Here is an 18,879-nt window from a genome sequence, read left to right as displayed (position 1 = left end):
CCCGGTGCTGCCCCCATTCCCGGGCCCGGTGCCGCGCCTGTTCCGGGGCCCGGTGCTGCGCCTGTTCCGGGGCCCGGTGGGGTTCCCGCCGCGGGGGTGTCCTTCACGCCGGTCTCGCCTGGCGCGCGTAAGCGCGTGAAGGTGATCGGAGCGCTGGTTGGTGTTCTCGTGGTGCTGGTGATCGCCGGCGTCGTTGCTATCAAGGTGATGAATAGTTCGCGCACGCCCGAGGCCGAGGTGCGCAAGTATCTGGATCTGCTGGCTTCCGGTCAGGCCAGTGCGGCGACGGCGATGGTTGATCCCGGCGTGGATAACGATCAGCGTAGCTTCCTGACCGACGACGTGATGGCCTCGGCGACGTCGCTGCTGGTCGTCGAGGACGTGGTCGCCGATAAGAATGACAGTTCTGATACGCGCACGGTGACCGCCACCATGCAGGTCAACGGGGAACGCTTCACCCACGCCTTCCGTGTCACCTCGGATGAGGCAACGATGGGGGTGCTCGATAACTGGAAGATTAGGGACTCGCTGGCGGTGCCCGTGACCGTGGACGGTGACGGGATCGATCAGTTCTCCGTCGGTGAGACGAAGGCCTCTATCGACAAGGCAAGCTTCTTCATGGAAGGGCGTTCCTTCCTCTTCTATCCGGGCGCATACAATTTCACGCCCGTCGTGCCCAACGAGTACGTGGACGCGACTCCCGTGCCCGTCTCCGTGCTCGATGAGGTGCACACTCGAAATAGCGATGGCAGCAGCGACGTCACCTTCAAGGCAACCTACAACGACAAGCTGGAAGCCGCTGCTCTCGAAGCAGCTCAGGCGCTCGTTGAATCGTGTGGGACATACCCGGGCAACCAGGGCGACGACTGCTCATCCCTGATTCAGGGACAGAGCGTCACCGCTATTTCCATCAAGGAAAAGCCGACATCTCTCGATTCCTACAGCTTCGATCCAACGTCATTTTCTGGGAGCGTGACCTACACGGTCACGACAGAGGGAACGCTGTTCGCCGGAACGAGGGACGTCGGCCTGACAGTGAAGGTCGACGCGCGTTTCGACGATGACGGAGTGCTGAAGGTGACCGCCGACGGCAAGCCGGACTTTAAGGTGTCCTTCGCCTACTAACGTCCGCTTCTGCCGTCCCTATACACCTGGTGCCCGTTCGCGTGAAGCGGACGGGCACCGCTTATCCGCACTGTGATCCTTCTTTGACTCGTTGCATGCGTGGCGTAATACTGGGCGCGGTTGAGTGGCTGGATGACGTCGCGCACAGCGTGTGCCGCCGTCCGGCTGAGGATTGTCAACGTTGTGAGGAGCACACGATGGGCACTGAGAAGAATCAAGCGAACACGGCACCGATACCGGAACACCCCGCAACCCCCGCGATTCCGGCTCCGTCGACGTCCGCCGGGGGAGGCGTGGCGTCGACGCCTCCATCTGGCCGGGGCAAGAAGCGGGCGATCCGGATCGGCATCCTCGTTGGTGTCCTCGCGGTGCTGGTGATCGCCGGCGTGGTGGCGCTCAAGGTTGCCAACAGTTCACGCACGCCCGAGGCCGAGGTGCGCAAGTACCTGGATCTGCTGGCCTCCGGTCAGGCCAGTGCGGCGACGGCCATGGTTGATCCTGGCGTGCCGAACGACCAGCGTCGCTTCCTGACCGACGACGCCATGGCCTCGGCGACGTCGCTGCTGGTCGTCGAAGACGTGGTCGCCGATGCGAACGAGGACTCCCAGACCCGTCAGGTGTCGGCCACCGTGCAGGTGAACGGCGAACGCTTCACCCATGCCTTTACCGTGACCAAGGACAAGCCGACGATGGGCGTTCTCAATAACTGGACGGTGAAGAACTCCCTGGCTGCGCAGGTCAGCGTCGACGCGCAGGGATACACCCAGTTCACCGTCGGAGAGGTGAGCGCCGACGCTCCACGCAAGCTTGTCTCCGGTAAGCCGGCCACGTACTTCTTCTACCCCGGCGTCTACACGTTCACGCCCGTCGCCCCGAGCGAATACGTGAATGTCAACACCAAGACCGTTGCCGTCCTTGACGGCGTCCACGGTGGAACCGCCAACGATGCTGACGCCGCCGACGTGTCCCTGGAAGCAACCTACAGCGACAAACTGAAGGAAGCGGCGCTCGAGTCCGCGAAGGAATTCCTGAACTCCTGCGCATCCATCCCGGGCAACCAGAATTCTGAGTGCCCCTCCGCCCTCAATAGCGACGCGGTGAGCGCGATCTCCATCAAGACGATGCCCACAACGCTCGAACCGATGGACCTGGACCCGGGGGTCTTCCAGGGTCAGGTCACTTTCGCGGTGACATACTCCGACAAGTCCTACATGCCGGGCACGCGCGACGTCGACGCCGCGGTGGTTGTCAACGTCCAATTCGCCAACGATGGGACTCTCAAGCTCACACCGGAGGGCACACCGGACTTCTGGGTGGGCGCATCCCGCTAAGGCCGGCGCCGCCTTCGACACGGACGTCTTTCACGCGCGTAGCGCAGGAGACCCTCGCGGTCACTGTGATAGCGACAAGCGGCGCGGGGCTCATGCCTCGCGCCGCTACTTGTCTGATCCGGACAGGATGCCTCTGAGCTGCGCGCGATGCGTGTCCCCCTTGAAGAAAACCACGCCGCGCGGTCCTGTATCGCATGCGTGTTGAATCAGGTTATGGCGTGTGAGAAAATTGCTCGGTTTTTGTATCCACCAGGCACTCCATGACGTCCGCTTCCGGGCGCATGACGGACGCGGGGCAGAGAGGAACAACGATGAAACAGAGCAGCGAGGATAATAGCCACGGTCTGACGCCTCCTCCCGCTCCTGAGGAGGCAGGAGCTCCGGCTGTGTCCGAAGCCCACGCCGTCCCTGCGCCACCTGCGGCGCAGCAGGCGCCCGCGCAGGTTGTCCCCGCAGATCAGTTTGCTGGCGTTCCCACGCCGCAGGTGCAGGGCTCCCTCTCCTTTACCCCCATGTCGACTACGAGCAAGCGCCGCGTCAAGCGCACCGCCATCGTCCTGGTTGCGATCATGGTCCTTGGACTCGTGGGTGCCGTGAGCCTCATGTTCGCCAACTGGACGCGTACGCCCGAGGCCCAGGTGCGCCAGTACCTGGACCTCCTGGCCGACGGCAAGGCCAGCGCGGCGACAGCGATGGTCGACCCCGGCCTGCCCAATGACCAGCGTGGCTTCCTCTCCGACGACGTCATGGCCTCGGCGAGCGCGCGCCTGGTGGTCGAGGACGTGGTTGCCGACTCGACCAGCGGGAACATTCGCATCGTCACCGCCACGATGCAGCTCGATGGCGACCGCTTTACCCACTCCTTCCGTGTGTCCTCAGCCAAGCCCACGATGGGCTTCCTGAAGAACTGGAAGATCGAGGACGCGCTCGTGACGCGCGTGCTCGTCACCGGCGAGAAGGTCAACCGTTTCTCCGTCGGCGACGTCACGTCTTCTCTCGATGGCAACAAGTACTCCTCGGGCACCTCCTTCGTGTTCTACCCGGGGGTCTACACCTTCACCCCGGTCGATACGGGTGAGTACGTCAGCGCTGATCCAGTCAAGCAGCCCGTCAAGGCGGGGGCGAGCGACTTCCTGACGAATTCCTCGAGCGCTACCGTGGAGTTGACTGGACGGTATAACGACAAGCTCGCCCAGGAGGCTCTCAACGCCGCCGTTGATCTGACGAACTCCTGCGTGACGATCCCCGGCAATATCAACAAGGCTTGCCCCTACGCCGTTCAATCCAAACACCTATCGGTGCTGGAGCTGAAGTCGGCGCCGACCTCTGTGAAGCAGGATGGCCCTGGGAGCGATACCTACACTGGCGAGGCAGTCTTCAGCATTCAGAGCGACTCTGGTTTCGACAAGTCTCCTCACGACGAGGAAGCGACGGTGAGGGTCACCGTCAAGCTGGACTCCGACGGGAAAATCCAGCTCGACTCGGCGGGCAAGCCGGTCTTCGACGTGAAATTCGGGTTCTGACAAGGGGCGGCGCGGGGCGAGGGCTCCGCGCCGCTTCTTGTGTTGAGAGTTGTTTGCCAATTGGGTGGCACACGGCGCGTGGGACGCTATGATGGGTTGTTGGTAACTCTGTCACAGCGAGAGTGGAGCAGCCTGCATGAGCAACGACGCACAGGTAACGACGACGCGCCGGCCCGGACGCCCCAAGGCCGGTTCTGAGGACAAGAAGGCGCGCATCCTCGCCGAGGCGCTGACTCTCTTCTCGACCCGCGGCTACGTGGCGACCTCCCTGGCGGATATTGCGCGGGCGTCGGATATTTCCAAGGCGGGGTTGCTCCATCATTATTCGTCGAAGGACCAGCTGTTGGCCGCCGTCCTGGACGAGCGCGATCGGCGCACGATGAGCCGCCTGCCCGACGGGGACAAGGGGACAGAGGCGGCGCTCGACGCGTGGGTGGAGATGGTGGCGCATAATCAACGTCATCCCGATGGCGTCGCCCTGTACACCGCGATGTCCGCGGCGGTCATCGATGCGAGTCATCAGGCCTACCCCTGGTTCCGTCAGCATTTGATGGCCACGATCGAATACCTGGTGGACACCCTCGAGCGCGGAAAGGCCGCCGGCGAGGTCCATCCCGACGCGCCGAGCGAACAGATTGCCCGCAAACTCGTCGCGCTGTCCGATGGCTTGCAGGTCCAGTGGCTGTGCTCGCGTGCCGATGGTGGGCGCGATGTCGACATGCGAGCGGTGACAGCGGGCGTCGTCTCGGATATCAAGGATCGGTGGCTTATTCGTTCTTGATCGCAGCGTTGCCTCCTCACGCTCGAAGAAGGCATGAGAACGGCAATCACAGTTGTCTATGTCCAATGTCACAATGGCTTGTGTTGGGCGCGGGGCTTAGGTCCCGTGCTTCCGTGGCGCGACGAACGCGCCCACGGCGCCACTAAGAACCCTCAGGCGCGTTAGGATAGACAAACCAGCATGCTTTACACCGTCGGAAGCCTGGCACGCCGCAGAGCGAGGACGCGCGGTCAATGATCGAGGCGCACGTGATGCGGAGTATCCGACACTCACCCGAGCCTGGAGGGCCACGCATGACGAACGCCGCCGTTCCCACCCCACCCCGACCCAGCACGCACGGCGCCAAGGGACGCCAGTGCCCCGATGACCTGTGGAAACTGGGGGAGAGGGCCGTCACCCGAGCGCGCCGCTGGGCAGACGAGTCGGCCCACGAACCTACACCTCAATCCGCGAAGCTGCTCTCCCGGATCCTCGCCGACCCGGACGGCCTGACGTTCACCACCCGTTTCGTCGACGACGTCGTGCGTCCCGTGGACCTCGACGTGGCCAGCGCGGCCCTCCAGAAACTGGCACGGGGACGCAAGGACTTCCTGCCCCCGGCGCTCGCCGCCGCCATGGGCCTCGGATCGAGCGCGTCGCGCCTGGCGCCGCGCAGCGTGACGGCCATCGCGCGCCGAGTCTTCCGCGAGATCGTCGGTGACCTGGTCGTCGACGCGACGGACAAGGGCCTCGGCCCGGCGCTCGCCCGCCTGCGCGCAGGCGGACACCGCCTCAACGTCAACCTCCTGGGCGAGGCCGTCCTCGGAGAGAAGGAAGCCGCCCACCGCCTCGCCGAGGTCTCCCGCCTCGTCACGCGCGAGGACGTCGACTACGTCTCCATCAAGGTCTCTGCGGTCACCGGCCCGCACAACCCCTGGGGCTTCGACGAGGTCGTCGCCCATGGCGTGCGCGCCCTGGCGCCCCTCTACCGACTCGCACGCGACAACGGGACCTTCCTGAACCTCGACATGGAGGATTACAAGGACCTGGATCTCACGATCGCCGTGTTCACCGCCATCCTCGACCAGCCGGACATGCGCGGCTACGAGGCCGGCATCGTCCTCCAGGCCTACCTGCCCGACTCCCTCGGTGCCCTTCAACGTCTCCAGGAGTGGGCGTCCGCGCGCGTCGATGCCGGCGGCTCGCGCATCAAGGTCCGCATCGTCAAGGGCGCGAACCTGTCCATGGAGAGGGTGGATGCCGAGATCCACGGCTGGGAGCTCACCACCTGGCCCTCCAAACAGGCCACCGACACCAACTACAAGCGCATGCTCAACTGGGCGATGACCCCCGAGCGCACCCGCGCGATCCGCCTGGGCGTGGCCGGACAAAACATCTTCGACATCGCCTTCGTCTACGAGCTGCGCGCGGCGCGCGGCGTCGAGGACAGCGTCGAGTTCGAGATGCTTTCCGGCATGGCGACCGGCATTCAGGAGGTCGTGCGCCGAGACGTCGGCTCCCTCCTCCTGTACGTGCCCGTCGTCAACCCCCGCGAGTTTGACGTCGCCATCTCCTACCTCGTGCGTCGCCTGGAGGAAAACGCGGCCCCCGAGAACTTCATGTCCGGCGTCTTCGACATCGCCACCAACGAGGACGTGTTCGCTCGAGAGCGCGACCGATTCCTCGCCGCCCTGTCCGACGTGGATCCGCACGCGCCCATCCCCGTTCCCAACCGCTCCCAGAACCGGCTCGCGGAGCGCGACGGCGGCGTCCCGGTCGAACAGGGGAGCCTCGATGAGCGCGCCCGTCGGCCTTTCTCCTCGGAGGCTGACTCCGACCCCGCCCTGGCCACCAACCGCCAGTGGGCGCGCGACATCGCCGAGGCCATCCCGGCCTCGACGCGAGGGGAGGAGACCGTGCGCCAGGGCGCCCAGGCCCTGGCCACGCGCGAGGCAATCGACGCGCTGATCGATGCGAGCGCCAAGGCCGCCCACGCCTGGCAGGCCCTGGCCCCCGAGGAGCGAGCCGCCGCGCTGCACCGCGTCGGCGACGTCCTCGCCGCGCGCCGAGGCGAGCTCATCGAAGTCGCCGGCTCCGAGGCTGGCAAGACGATCGACCAGGCCGACCCCGAGGTGAGCGAAGCCATCGACTTCTGCCACCACTACGCGGATGCCTCGCTGCAGCTTACCGACGAGGCACACATGGCGGGGGCATGCTTCGTCCCCGTGGACGTCACCGTCGTCGCCTCACCCTGGAACTTCCCGGTGGCCATCCCCACCGGTGGCGTCGCGGCTGCACTGGCCGCGGGCAGCGCCGTCATCCTCAAGCCGGCGCCTCCCGCCAAGCGCTGTGCCGCGGAGCTCATCGCGGCCTTCCACGAGGCCGGAGTCCCCAAGGACCTGGTGGCGCTCGCCCCCCTCGAGGACGGGGACGTGTCACGCCACCTGGTGACCCACGAGCGGGTTGACCGTGTCGTGCTGACCGGCTCCTACGAGACGGCGCGCCTCTTCAAGTCGTGGAAACCCGACATGCATCTGCTGGGCGAGACCAGCGGCAAGAACGCCATTATCGTCACCCCGTCGGCCGACCCCGACCTGGCCGTGCGCGACATCGTCTCCTCGGCGTTCGCCCACGCCGGCCAGAAGTGCTCGGCGTCCTCCCTGCTGATCCTCGTTGGGTCGGCCGGACACTCCGCGCGCATCGCGCGCCAGCTCGTGGACGCCGCAGCATCGCTGCGGGTCGGTGCGCCCTCCGCCCTGGACTCCCAGGTGGGACCCGTGGTCGTGCCCGACGACGAGAAGGCCCTGCGCGGACTCACCACGCTAGGACCCGGCGAACACTGGGTGCTCAAGCCCCGCTGCCTGGGAGGCGGCCTGTGGACGCCGGGCATCCGCGCGGGAGTCGTTCCCGGCAGCGAGTTCCATCTCACCGAGTACTTCGCGCCCGTCCTCGGCGTCATGCGCGTCGACACGCTTGAGGACGCCATCGAGGCGGTGAACTCCGTCGACTACGGCCTCACCTCCGGGCTCCACACCCTGGATACCGACGAGCTAGCTCAATGGCTGGACGGCATTCAAGCGGGCAATCTCTACGTCAACCGCGGCATCACGGGGGCCATCGTGCGCCGCCAGCCCTTCGGTGGGTGGAAACGCTCCGCGATCGGTTCGACGACGAAGGCGGGCGGTCCCTCCTACCTACTGGGCCTGGGCGATATCGAACCTGCCCACGATCAGCTCGCGGGAGAACCCAATGCGCCGGAGAGCATGGGTCTGTCGACCCGCGTGCTCGCCCTGTACGACGCGGCGGGCGAGCACCTGGGAGCGGCGGACCTGGCGCAGCTGCATCGCGCCATCGTGGCCGATGCCGCCGCCTGGGCCAGCGACTACGGGGTCAACCGCGACGTCACGGGCCTGGCGTGCGAGCGTAACATCCTGCGCTACCGCCCGGCCACAGTCCTCGTCCGAGCAGAGCGGGGGAGCGCCCTGGCGGATATCGCGCGCGTGATGGCGGCGGGTATCCTCGCTGGCGGCCCCGTCACCCTGTCGGTTGCCGATCAGCTGCCCTACTCGATGGCGGTCGCTATCGAGGCCGCGGGCGTCGAGGTGAGCGTCGACGACAAACAGACGTGGGATGCTCGACTCGCCGCTCTGGCCGCCTCCGGCGGGTTGGGGCTGCGCGTGCGCGTCCTTGGTCCGCGCGAGGAGTCCGCGCAGGATCGGTGGGTGCATGCCTGCCGCGTGAGTGCTGGCAGCCCCGACATCGCTCTGTACACCAGTGCCGTGACGACGTGCCCGCACGCCGAGCTGCTGCCCTTCCTGCGCGAGCAGGCGGTGTCGTTGACGAATCACCGTTTCGGCACGCCGCTCGACTTGGCGGCCGGGCTCCTGTAGCGCTCGTATCCCTCGCTGCCCGCTCGACCCGTGTTCACGAGGTCCCGGCGGGCAGCGAGGTGTCATTCGCGGCCTGTTCGCGCGGTCGTGGGGTGGATCAGCGGTGATTCCCGTTCCGCCACCTGGTGTTTTGACTTTCGTGGTCCCGGTGCTTAACGTTAGCCCTGTCTGGGTAACCATGTAGCGAGGAAGTACTCGTTGGTTACGACACGGCGCACCGCCGCTCAAGAGGTCAGGAGTGACACATGGGTACGAGTCGATACCCCCACAACGGAGATCCGCTCGCGCGGTTCGGAGCGGACATGTCGAGTGCCGGCGCGTCGTCGTACGATGGCGTTACCGGCGCGCAGAGGGCGCAAGTTCGCTTGTTAGAGGACGGAACCCTCGTGCGCGTGTCCACCGGACAAGTCGGCGGGCCAGAACCCGGCGCTTATCCGACAGCTGCGGTCCGCAAGCGTCGTCCGTACGGTATGATCATCGCCTTCACCGTCGTGATCGCGCTGATCGGCGTGGGCGTGGCAGGCCTCGTTGTTGCCCGAGCAATGCGCACTCCCGAGGCTCAGGTTCGGCGCTATCTCGGTCTGCTGTCCAGTGGGCAGGCCAGTGCCGCCTCGCGGATGGTCGATCCGGGCATTCCCAGTGAGCAACGCGTGTTCTTGACGGATGAGGCTCTCGGGGCCACGCCCAACCGTTTGACTGTCGAGGAAATCGTTGACACAGATGAGGACTCCTCGTCCTCTCTGCATCAGGTCAGGGCTACGATGAGCGTCAGGGGAGAGAGCTTTTCGCAGACCTTCCGGGTCATGAAGAGGGAGTCGACGCTAGGATTCTTCGACAACTGGGAGATTCTCGATCCCCTCATCACTCGAATCTACGTGACGGGACGCAACGTGGAGGGCATGACCATCGACAATGTGCAAGCTACTGCTCCGCTGACGACCGATAACACTGGGCGGTGGGCCCTCCTGGCGTTCTACCCCGGTACCTACAATCTGGAACCGGAATTGTCCAGCAAGTACGTCACGGCTGATTCGGTCGCGGTTGTTGCGAAGGGAAACGACGGGCGTTCAGCAGACTCTGATGTGATGGATGTCGAGGTGAACACCGAGTACACCCCGGACGTTCGTGAGGCGGCACTCGCAGCGATCAAGGAGAAGACTCACGCGTGCGTGACTCCCGCAGGGAATCTTGATCGTGGCTGTCCGGTTCCACTGCAGAGCCGCAATCTGGCGGTCCTGGAAGTTCAGAGCGAGCCTGTCAGTGTCGAGAGCGTGGACTATGAACCAAACAAGTTCAAGTCGGACCTCTCGTTTTTGATTCGTCCTAATACGTCGGGCAGTGTGCTCCGGTCAGTACCGTCAGTCGCGGTCGCGTCGCTGAGGCTCGATGAGTCGGCGTCGCTCATCCTTGACGCCGACGGCAAACCGACATTCGACGTGAGCATCGAAAGCACAAGTGTTCCCGGGTGCTGACCGGAGTGATTGCCGGGCTGTAGGACAGAACGTGTTGGTTGGGAGTTAGTCCCAGGCGTCGTCGTGGGAGGGGGCCTCGGGCTAGCCTGCTCGCGCCGCAGCTCCTCAGACTGGATCAACCCTATCGGGTGGATTCAACCTGATCGGGAGGACTGTAGCTGGTCGGGGGCATTCGACCCGCGAGGAAGCATTGCGCCCGATCAGAACGGGTTGAATGATCACCGATGGGGTGTTTCGCCTCATCGGCAACAAGCGTCGTCGCGGAGCTGGTCGATCGTTCCCCTGCGCCGGTTCTGTCGGCGATGCCTTTCTGGCGTTTATCTGCGCCTGTCCTACCCGCGCCTGTGCAGCAAGGCCCCGTTGGCGACGCCCTCCCGGCGTTTATCGGTGCTCCGCCGGGCTGCCCTGCACTGGTGAGGGAGCATGGCGCCAGTGAGGGAGCGTGACGCCGGGGGTCATGGTGGGGGTTTTGCAGCATGAGGAGCCTCCCTTCGGCGTGTCGTCGGCGTGTCGCGCCTCTAATGGTGCAATTCCCCCCGTTTGCTGGCGGTGAGGTCGTGGTTCGGGGTGGTGAGGTCGCGGTTCGGGGTGGTGTGGCGCCCGAAGTGCAGACCACCTCGGCGACAAACGCCGACAATGGGGTGTCGTGGGCGAGGTGGTCTGCGTTGTGGGCAAAACTGTCTCGGACATGGTGTGTTGTTCGCACGCGAACCCGCTATTGCGAGTGCTAACCGGCTATATCGCACGTAAACCCGCTATTCCGTGTCTGGGCGGCGCTGCCCACGCTCACATTAGCGGGTTAACGTGCGCATTAGTGGCCCCATGCTCGCATGAGCGGGCCCAGGCGCGGATCAGAGGGCCCGCGTGCGAGGCGTCGGGCCCGTGTGCGCGTTGCTGGCGCTCGCTCGGAGCAGTTGCGCATGCAATTCGATTGGGTGAATGTTCAACAGTGTCTACAAACGTTGCAATTCCAACGATGCGAATGCGTGGCGCGACACAGGGTCGGGGGAATTGCATGCGACATTCTTCGATAGCCCGTCCAATGGGAGTCATGCGCTGCCGCCGACGGCACAGGTGGTGGCGCAGTCGGTGGCGCCGCCGATGGAGCAGTCGGTGGCGTACCGGAGGCATGGCATGGCGGGCGCCGTCGGCGCTGGCGAACTGCCCCCTGACGCTCAATGTCCACACCTGGCTGCGCGTCCGCCCGCGCATCGGGCGCGTGGGGGTATTCATGACCCCCGATGAAACAATTCCCTTGAACACTGACTTTCCCGCGCCAGCACACCGAAAAGCCGCTACATAACCAACACGTTTTGTCCTTCAATCCCAGTTTCGCGGCGCGGGAGCGGGGCTGCCCGTACATACAAAAACTGGTGGGGTAGGCGCAACGCCTCACCCCACCAGCTGTGGTGTATTGTCTCGATTCAGATCGCGCGGGCGACCTTGTCGGACTTCAGGCACTTGGTGCACACGTTCAGGCGCTTGGGCGTCCCATTGACCAGGGCGCGAACGCGCTGGATGTTCGGATTCCACCGGCGGTTGGTGCGAACGTGCGAGTGCGACACGCTCTTGCCGAAGCCGGGTCCCTTACCGCACACGTCACAAACGGCAGCCACGATGTTCTCCTCGGTATGTCTTCCAGTTCAGTCTTTGGCTCCCCGCGGTCGCGGGAAACGCATCCTTCGGTGCTTGAACCGAAGGCAACCATGACAGAATAGCGGATGATGCGCACTTTCAACAAGTCGCACGGCATATCGGTCGTGTCAGGTCGCACACAGCGGGCGCCGTGGGGACAATTGAGGGTGCCGGAAAGGGGAGTCATGGAACTGAATGCATCGGTGATTATCGCGGCGTGCCGAGCGGGGGCCGAGGAGGCGGCCAGGCTCGCGCCCTTCCTTGACGACCTGGACGGCTGGGACGGAGCGGACTGCGACACGGGCACGAACGCGGCAGCCACGATGGCTGCCCTGGCGGCCGCGATGGATTCCCTGGAGCCGCGCGCGCATCTGCGCGTCGCGCTCGAAGCGGCTGTGGAGACCCTGATCCGCAGGGGCGTGGGGCACAGCGGCGTTGCCCTGGCCGCCCTGTTCGAGGCGTGGGCGGGGGCCCTGGGGGACGCGGCGCAGGTGACGCCCCTGGTCCTGCGTCGGATGCTCGCCTCCTCCCTTGCGCCGTCCTCCTCCTTTATTGATTGGTCGGATGCGCTGGCGGAGATGCTGGGGGGTGCCGTGCGCGAGGTTGCGGAGCTGGGGCCCACGCTGCCCGAGGCGGAGGACGTCTTTTCCCGCTTCTCCTCCCAGGCGCAGATCGGCCTGGTGGACGCGACAAACGAGGCGACGGGCAGGATCGACCCGGGTGGCGCCTTCATCGCGCTGGTTCTGGCATGCATTGACGCCACCATGCGGGATGACGCCGGCATCCTCCAGTCCTTCACGGCGATGCTCGCCGACCTGACGCGCCGTCATTCGCGGGCGCCCGAACCCGCTTCGCCGCCGCCGGGCCGCGACTTCACGGTTGACATCATCGTCGAGGGCGTCGAGGAGGACCTGCGCGTCCTCCTAGCCCGACTCACAGGGCTGGGTGCGCGCCTGTCCTACGTTGGGCGCGTGGACCTGTTTGGCATGGGGGAGTGGCGACTGCACGTGGACACCTCCGCGCCGCTGGCCGCGCACCCCACCTCGGGTCAGGTCGTGCGCTTCCAGGTCAGCGATGCGCGCCCGGATGCGCAGATCGGCATCGACGAGCTCGCCGACGAGGGGCTCACCCATCGAGGAGTGCGCCTGCTGCAACGTCGACCGATGCGACGGGTCGAGCGGGCGCGGGTCATCGCCTGCACGCGGGCCCCGGGCCTCGTGGAGGACTTGGCGCGCGCCGGGGCGGTGGTCTTCCTCGACCCCAGCGCGATGGACGCCGCCGGGATCGTGTCGGCGGCGGGCTCACGCACGGGTGTCACGCTCGTCGCCCCCTGCGACGAGGCCAGCGCCGCCCTGGTGGGCACGGTCGCCTCGGTACTGCCAGCGCCCGCCCCGGGCGTTCCCGCGATCCTGCGTGCCGATAGCCGCGACGACCTGGACGTTCTCGCCGTCGCACGCGCCTGCGCCCCGCTGTTCGTGCCGCAGCCGGGCGGGATCGAGGCCGCGCCGACGCTGGCTCGCATGCTCCGGGATGGGGCGCACGACGCCCTGATGTCTAGCGCGAGCGCGCCCCTGCCTCGTGACGGAGACCCTGAGGGCATCGCCGAGGCCCTGGCCGAGGCCGCTCGCGGGGGAGCGCGCGCGTGGCGACTCCTGATCTCCCGCGAGGACGACGGCCCGTACACGGTGGCGACGGTGCGCCAGCTCCTGTCCACGCGCGACGCCTCCTCCTCCATCGACTTGGAAACGTGGGACGGCGGACAGGTGGGCCCGAGCCTCGTTGCGGGGTGCACCTCGTGAGCGCGCTCGACATCCCGCTGTCCTTGCGCCTGCCGAAGAGAACCGCTAAGGCACTCGAGGGTGCGAGTATCTTCACGGTCGGCGACCTGCTGCTCGTCGCCCCGCGCCGCTACTACCACTGGGGCAGGCTCACCCCGCTGTCGTCGCTGCGCGAGGGAGAAGATGTCACGATCCTGGCCGAGGTCGCGGGCACCCACCTGGTGGCCAACCGCTCCGGATCGGGCGTGCGCCTGGAGGTGAGCCTCACCGACGGCGTCCAGTTCCTGTCCGCAACCTTCTTCGCGAAAAGCCAGTTCAAGCTCGCCCCCATCGAACGCCTCCTCACCCCGGGAGCCTCCTTCCTCTTCGCCGGCAAGGTCGGTGCCTACCGCGGCAAACTCCAGCTCACCCACCCCTCCTTCGAAGGCGTCGACGGGGAGGACATTGTCCGCATCGCGACCCGCCCCATCCCGATCTACCCGGCGACGGGCAAGCTGACCTCGTGGGCCATCGCCCGCGCCGTCGGTATGGTCCTCGAACACCTGGACGAGGCGGACGTTCCCGACGTTGTGCCCGCCGACGTGCGAGGGCGCCAGCGCATCGACTCCTACGCCCAGTCGCTGCGCCGCCTGCACCAGCCGGAAACGGACGAGGACTACCAGCGGGCGCGCCGGGCACTGGCCTTCACGGAGGCCTTCGTCCTCCAGGTAGGCCTGGCCGCCAGGCGCCGGGGAGCGCGCTCGACCCCCGCCCTGGCCTCGCCGCGCGAAGCCCCACTGCTTGAGCGCTTCCGACGCACCCTGCCCTTCGAACTCACCCACTCCCAGAGCGAGGCGGTGGCCCAGATCGGCGCCGACCTGGCGGGACAAGTACCGATGCAGCGGCTCCTGCAGGGGGACGTTGGTTCGGGCAAAACCGTCGTCGCGCTCCTCGCGCTGCTCCAGGTTATCGCCGCCGGGCATCAGGGAGCCCTGGTCGCTCCCACGGAAGTCCTGGCCGAGCAGCACGCCGCATCTCTGCGAAACCTCCTCGTCCCCCTGGGGGACGACACCCCCGACGTGCGACTGCTGACGGGCTCGACGACGCCGACGGTGCGCCGCGAAATCGCCGCGGCGATGACCTCCAACACGCCCCTCATCGTCGTGGGCACGCACGCCCTGTTCCAAGACAGCGTGCGTTTCGCAGACCTCGCGCTGGTCATCGTCGACGAGCAGCACCGCTTCGGCGTCGAACAACGCGCCGCCCTGCGCGATGCCCGCCAGGACGGGCGGGGCGTCCACGAGCTCGTCATGACGGCAACCCCCATCCCGCGCACGATCGCGATGACGGTCTTCGGCGACCTCGACGAGACCCGCATGACCGGCATGCCCAAGGGACGCGCGCCCGTGGCCACCTTCCTCGCCGACGCGGCCAACACCGCCTGGGTTGAACGCACCTGGACGCGCGCCGCCGAAGAGATCGCCGCGGGGCACCGCGTCTACGTCGTCTGCCCGCGCATCGACGCCTCCGACACCGTCGCCGACGCCGAGGAAGAGGACACGCGCCCCCTCGCCTCCGTCGAAGAAGTCGCCGCCTACCTGCGTTCCCACCCCGCGCTCGCGGGCCTCGCCATCCACGAGCTGACGGGCCGTACCCAGACGGCGCTCAAAGCCCAGATCATGGAGGACTTTTCCGCCGGACGGGCCCCGCTGCTGGTCGCCACGACCGTCATCGAGGTCGGCGTCGACGTGCCCGAGGCGACCCTCATGGTGATCCTCGACGCTCAACAATTCGGGCTCGCCCAGCTTCACCAGCTGCGCGGGCGTGTCGGGCGCTCCGACCGGCCTTCCCTGTGCATCGCCATGCATCGCCACGAGCTGACGGACTCGGGCATGGCCAGGCTCCAGGCTTTCGCGACGACGGCGGACGGATTCGAGCTCGCCGAAGCCGACCTGCGCCTGCGCAAGGAGGGCGACGTGCTGGGGGCCGGTCAGTCCGGCACCGCCACGCACCTGCGTTTCCTGTCGGTGCGCCGCGATGAGGCCCTGATCCGGGCCTGTAAGAGCGAGGCGGAGGCCCTGCTCGCCCAGGATCCGACCCTGTCGGCCTACCCCGACCTCGCCCGCGCCCTGCGGGCCGCCTCGGATAGGCAACTCGAATGGATGCAGCGCTCCTAGCGCTCCCGGTAGGGTAGGGGCATGACCAGAATCGTCGCAGGCAGCGCCAAGGGCAGGACACTCGCCGTGCCCAAGTCCGGCACGCGCCCCACCTCCGAGCGAGTCCGCGAGGCGCTCTTCTCCCGCCTGGATCACATGAACGTCCTGGAGGGGGCCACCGTCCTCGACCTTTTCGCCGGCACGGGGGCCCTCGGCCTCGAAGCCCTGTCCAGGGGTGCCGCGCGAGCGACCCTCGTCGAGAAGGCCTCCGCGGCCGCGCGCGTCGCTACCGCTAACGTCCGCGCGACGAGTCTGTCCGCCCGCGTCGTGACGGCGGACGTGCGCGCCTACCTGGGTGCCCGCAGCGGTGAGGCCCTCACGGGGGAGGTAGACCTGGTCTTCATCGACCCTCCCTACGACATCGCCGAGGAGGACATGACGGCGGTGCTGTCCGCCCTCGCGCCGTGGGTCGGTCCGGACTCGCTGATCGTCGTCGAGCGCTCCACCCGCGCACCGGCCCCCACCTGGCCGCCCTTCCTGGTCCTCGAAGACACGCGCGCGTGGGGGGAGACGGTCGCCTACTTCGCCGGCCCACCCCTGCCCAAGAACGAGGAGAACGGCGATGACAGCGACGCCGCCGAGCGCGCGGCAGCCTTGCCAGTGCGTGAGGAGATGGCCCAATGATTGCGCTGTTCCCCGGGTCCTTCGACCCCTTCACGAACGGGCACCTCGACGTCGCCCAACGCGCCGCCGAGGTCGCTGACCTCCTCATCATCGGGGTGGGCATCAACCCCGCCAAGCGCGGGCTCATCGAGCCGGCGAGGCGTGTGGCGCTCATCGAGGAGGCGACCGCGCACCTGGAGCGCGTGGAGGTGGTCGCGCTGTCGGGCGCCACCATGGACGAGGCCCGCCGCCTGGGCGCACACCTCATTGTCAAGGGGGTGCGCGGCGCGCAGGACGCGGACTTCGAGGGCCCCCAGGCTGCCCTCAACCTGGAGGTCGGAGGGGTGGACACGTGGTGGATTCCCGCCCGCCCCGGCCTCGGACATGTCTCCTCCAGTGCGGTGCGTGAACTTCTGAGCCTCAAAAAAGACATTTCCCGGTATGTCCCACCGGCGCTCGCGCGCTATCTGACGGACAATAGAAACTGAATCATGCCCGGTGGAACGCAGGAGGGACTCATGGCCGACACGCCCGCAGACAAGAATCAGGACGAGTGGAACGAGGAGACCGTTTATGGTCCCTCCACCGTGATCGCCGCCCTCGACCAGATCGAAGACCTTGTCGAGTCCTCCCGCGCAGTGCCCCTGTCCGCCTCGATCATGGTCAACAAGGCCGAGATTCTCGACCTGCTTGACCAGGCTCGCGAAGCGCTGCCCGAGGACCTGGTCGCCGCCGACGCCGTCGTCGCCGACGCGGACGCTGTCCTGGGGCGCGCCGACTCCGCGGCCGAGACGCGTATCGCCGAGGCGAACTCGCGCGCCTCCTCTACCCTCGCCCAGGCCAACGAGCGCGCCGCGCAGATCCGCGCGGACGCCGAGGAGGAAGCCGAGCGCACCCGCTCGCGCGCGAACGAGGAGGCCACCGCACTAGTCTCGCAGGCGCGCGCCGACGCCGAGGCCACCATCGCCGACGCGAACGCCCAGGCCGCGCGCATCGTCTCCACCGAAAACATCGTGCGCATGGCCGAGGACCGCGCCCGCGAGATCGTCTCCGAGGCCAAGCGCTCAGCCACCTCCCTGCGTGAGGGCGCCGACGACTACGTCGCCTCCTCCCTCGACGAGCTGGCCCGCCTGATCGCCGACGTGTCGCGGCGCACCGATGCCGGTCGACGCGCGATCGCCGAGCGGCGCGGTGTCGATGTGACGGACGTGGACCTGTCCCATGAGTGAGAAGGCCCTGACCCTGTCCCTGGCGCGCCTGCCGCGCGCGCTGGGTTCGACGCTCCACGAAGACATCACGTGGATCGCCCCCGATGACCTGGGGACGCCCTCGATGTCGGTGGTTCCCGGCACGCCGCTGGACGTGTCCGTGGACCTGACCAGTGTCGAGGACGGCGTCCTCGTGCAGGTCGCGACCTCCGTCGACCTGGTGGGTGAGTGCGTGCGCTGCCTGGACGAGGTGCGTGAGCATCATGACGTCACCAGCGCGGAGGTCTACTTCGAGCCCGGAGCCCCCGCCCTGACGCTCTCCGAGGGCGAGGACGAGGATGCCGACGATCTCTTCGTCATCGGCGAGCGCGACACGATCGACATCGAAACGCAGCTGCGCGACGCCATCGTCACCCTCGTCGACCCGCGCCCCCTGTGCAGCTCCGACTGCGCGGGCCTGTGTGACGTGTGCGGCGAGAAGTGGGTCGACCTGCCCGCCGACCACGAGCACGTCGTCATCGACCCTCGCCTGGCCTCCCTGGCATCCCTCCTGGGCGGCAGCCCCGAGCCGGGGCGATCCTGATGGCCAAATCCAAGCACCTGCCGGTGCCTCCGCGCACCGACACCGACGCGCTCGTGGAGGCGTGGGGCACGCGCATCGACGCTCCTTTGTTGCAGCTCGCGCTCGTGCACCGCTCCTACGCGAACGAGGCCGGCGGTATCGCAAACAACGAGCGCCTGGAGTTTTTGGGCGACTCGGTGCTCTCGATCATCATTGCCCAGAAGCTGTACGAGCAGTATCCGGACGTGCCCGAGTCCGACCTGTCGCGGATGCGCGCGGCGACCGTTTCTCAGCAGCCCCTGGCCGCGGCCGCACGGCGCATCGGGCTGGGTGACTTTGTGTTCCTCGGCAAGGGCGAATCCATGCACGGGGGACGCGAGAAAGACTCGATTCTGTCCGACACGTTCGAGGCCCTCATCGGTGCCACGTACTTGACCAGCGGGTTGGAGGAGGCGCGCCGGGTCGTCCTGGCACGCCTGAGTTTCCTGCTGGCCGACGCCCCCTCGCGCGGCCACCACCAGGACTGGAAGACCCTCCTCGTGGAGTACTCTCAGGCTGAGGGCCTGGGCGAGGTCTCGTACGAGGTGCAGGGGGAGGGACCCGATCATCAGCGCGTCTTTACTGCCCGCGCTTTTCTCGCCGAGCGTTCCGACGCGGTTGGCTCCGGCCAAGCCTCGTCGAAGAAGCACGCGGAGAACGCGGCCGCTCAGGACGCGATGAGTCGGCTCTCCCCGGAGGAGTAATAGGTACACGAGGGCGTTTGCCCTCCTAACAGTTAGTATGAGCTCGTGAGTGAA

The 18,879-nt window shown here is 66.9% G+C and carries 14 protein-coding genes; 13 read left to right on the top strand and 1 reads right to left on the bottom strand.

Features of this window, described 5'->3' with window-relative positions:
* The first annotated feature begins 96 nt into the window (after positions 1-96).
* The 6 genes from QU663_RS06655 (at position 97) to QU663_RS06630 (ending at position 10,101) form a co-directional block, all read left to right on the top strand.
* A complete protein-coding gene (locus QU663_RS06655; RefSeq protein ID WP_304990703.1) occupies positions 97-1,125 on the top strand; it encodes a hypothetical protein in 1,029 nt (342 codons plus the stop codon).
* Positions 1,126-1,322: 197 nt separating this feature from the next.
* On the top strand, positions 1,323-2,456 hold the full coding sequence (locus QU663_RS06650) for a hypothetical protein (RefSeq protein ID WP_034482046.1): 1,134 nt from the start codon (positions 1,323-1,325) through the stop codon (positions 2,454-2,456).
* A gap of 386 nt (positions 2,457-2,842) precedes the next feature.
* The gene (locus QU663_RS06645) at positions 2,843-3,979 is read left to right on the top strand and encodes a hypothetical protein (RefSeq protein WP_232210950.1); all 1,137 of its coding nucleotides are present in this window, start codon (positions 2,843-2,845) and stop codon (positions 3,977-3,979) included.
* A 136-nt stretch (positions 3,980-4,115) separates the two neighbouring features.
* Positions 4,116-4,760 carry a TetR/AcrR family transcriptional regulator gene (locus tag QU663_RS06640; protein ID WP_021612556.1) on the top strand — a complete coding sequence of 215 codons (645 nt, stop codon included), beginning with the start codon at positions 4,116-4,118 and terminating at the stop codon, positions 4,758-4,760.
* Positions 4,761-5,053: 293 nt separating this feature from the next.
* Positions 5,054-8,629: a bifunctional proline dehydrogenase/L-glutamate gamma-semialdehyde dehydrogenase gene (locus QU663_RS06635; protein ID WP_021612555.1), complete on the top strand. Its 3,576-nt coding sequence runs from the start codon at positions 5,054-5,056 to the stop codon at positions 8,627-8,629.
* A 302-nt stretch (positions 8,630-8,931) separates the two neighbouring features.
* Positions 8,932-10,101 carry a hypothetical protein gene (locus tag QU663_RS06630; RefSeq protein WP_156912147.1) on the top strand — a complete coding sequence of 390 codons (1,170 nt, stop codon included), beginning with the start codon at positions 8,932-8,934 and terminating at the stop codon, positions 10,099-10,101.
* Positions 10,102-11,525: 1,424 nt separating this feature from the next.
* Here the strand turns inward: QU663_RS06630 and rpmB are convergent.
* Entirely contained in the window at positions 11,526-11,717 is a 192-nt protein-coding gene (gene rpmB, locus QU663_RS06625) for a 50S ribosomal protein L28 (protein ID WP_003792657.1), read from the bottom strand.
* 204 nt (positions 11,718-11,921) lie between these two features.
* On the opposite strand from rpmB, the gene QU663_RS06620 reads away from it, so the two are divergent.
* From QU663_RS06620 to rnc, 7 genes are read left to right on the top strand one after another with little or no spacing between them, the layout of a single operon-like run.
* Positions 11,922-13,535 (top strand): DAK2 domain-containing protein, encoded by a 1,614-nt coding sequence (locus tag QU663_RS06620; RefSeq protein ID WP_021611118.1) that lies wholly within the window; start codon positions 11,922-11,924, stop codon positions 13,533-13,535.
* Positions 13,523-15,670 carry an ATP-dependent DNA helicase RecG gene (locus QU663_RS06615; RefSeq protein WP_021611117.1) on the top strand — a complete coding sequence of 716 codons (2,148 nt, stop codon included), beginning with the start codon at positions 13,523-13,525 and terminating at the stop codon, positions 15,668-15,670. The genes QU663_RS06620 and QU663_RS06615 overlap by 13 nt, the downstream gene beginning before the upstream one ends.
* A gap of 21 nt (positions 15,671-15,691) precedes the next feature.
* Positions 15,692-16,333: a 16S rRNA (guanine(966)-N(2))-methyltransferase RsmD gene (rsmD, locus tag QU663_RS06610; RefSeq protein WP_021611116.1), complete on the top strand. Its 642-nt coding sequence runs from the start codon at positions 15,692-15,694 to the stop codon at positions 16,331-16,333.
* Entirely contained in the window at positions 16,330-16,800 is a 471-nt protein-coding gene (coaD, locus tag QU663_RS06605) for a pantetheine-phosphate adenylyltransferase (RefSeq protein WP_021611115.1), read from the top strand. The genes rsmD and coaD overlap by 4 nt, the downstream gene beginning before the upstream one ends.
* 30 nt (positions 16,801-16,830) lie before the next feature.
* Positions 16,831-17,541: a hypothetical protein gene (locus QU663_RS06600; protein ID WP_034480509.1), complete on the top strand. Its 711-nt coding sequence runs from the start codon at positions 16,831-16,833 to the stop codon at positions 17,539-17,541.
* Positions 17,534-18,103 carry a DUF177 domain-containing protein gene (locus tag QU663_RS06595; RefSeq protein WP_021611113.1) on the top strand — a complete coding sequence of 190 codons (570 nt, stop codon included), beginning with the start codon at positions 17,534-17,536 and terminating at the stop codon, positions 18,101-18,103. Before QU663_RS06600 ends, QU663_RS06595 begins: the two co-directional genes overlap by 8 nt.
* Positions 18,103-18,825: a ribonuclease III gene (rnc, locus tag QU663_RS06590; RefSeq protein WP_009058416.1), complete on the top strand. Its 723-nt coding sequence runs from the start codon at positions 18,103-18,105 to the stop codon at positions 18,823-18,825. The genes QU663_RS06595 and rnc overlap by 1 nt, the downstream gene beginning before the upstream one ends.
* Positions 18,826-18,879: the final 54 nt, after the last annotated feature.

Source organism: Schaalia sp. HMT-172 (assembly GCF_030644365.1).
Lineage (GTDB): Bacteria > Actinomycetota > Actinomycetes > Actinomycetales > Actinomycetaceae > Pauljensenia.
This window is presented reverse-complemented; position numbering and strand designations above follow the sequence as displayed.

What these genes read in the sequence shown, in the direction of transcription:
- coaD (WP_021611115.1), top strand. Translation starts at nt 16,330, where the DNA reads ATGATTGCGCTGTTCCCCGGGTCCTTCGACCCCTTCACGAACGGGCAC.
- QU663_RS06640 (WP_021612556.1), top strand. Translation starts at nt 4,116, where the DNA reads ATGAGCAACGACGCACAGGTAACGACGACGCGCCGGCCCGGACGCCCC.
- rnc (WP_009058416.1), top strand. Translation starts at nt 18,103, where the DNA reads ATGGCCAAATCCAAGCACCTGCCGGTGCCTCCGCGCACCGACACCGAC.
- rsmD (WP_021611116.1), top strand. Translation starts at nt 15,692, where the DNA reads ATGACCAGAATCGTCGCAGGCAGCGCCAAGGGCAGGACACTCGCCGTG.
- QU663_RS06620 (WP_021611118.1), top strand. Translation starts at nt 11,922, where the DNA reads ATGGAACTGAATGCATCGGTGATTATCGCGGCGTGCCGAGCGGGGGCC.
- QU663_RS06635 (WP_021612555.1), top strand. Translation starts at nt 5,054, where the DNA reads ATGACGAACGCCGCCGTTCCCACCCCACCCCGACCCAGCACGCACGGC.
- QU663_RS06650 (WP_034482046.1), top strand. Translation starts at nt 1,323, where the DNA reads ATGGGCACTGAGAAGAATCAAGCGAACACGGCACCGATACCGGAACAC.
- QU663_RS06630 (WP_156912147.1), top strand. Translation starts at nt 8,932, where the DNA reads ATGTCGAGTGCCGGCGCGTCGTCGTACGATGGCGTTACCGGCGCGCAG.
- QU663_RS06600 (WP_034480509.1), top strand. Translation starts at nt 16,831, where the DNA reads ATGGCCGACACGCCCGCAGACAAGAATCAGGACGAGTGGAACGAGGAG.
- QU663_RS06595 (WP_021611113.1), top strand. Translation starts at nt 17,534, where the DNA reads ATGAGTGAGAAGGCCCTGACCCTGTCCCTGGCGCGCCTGCCGCGCGCG.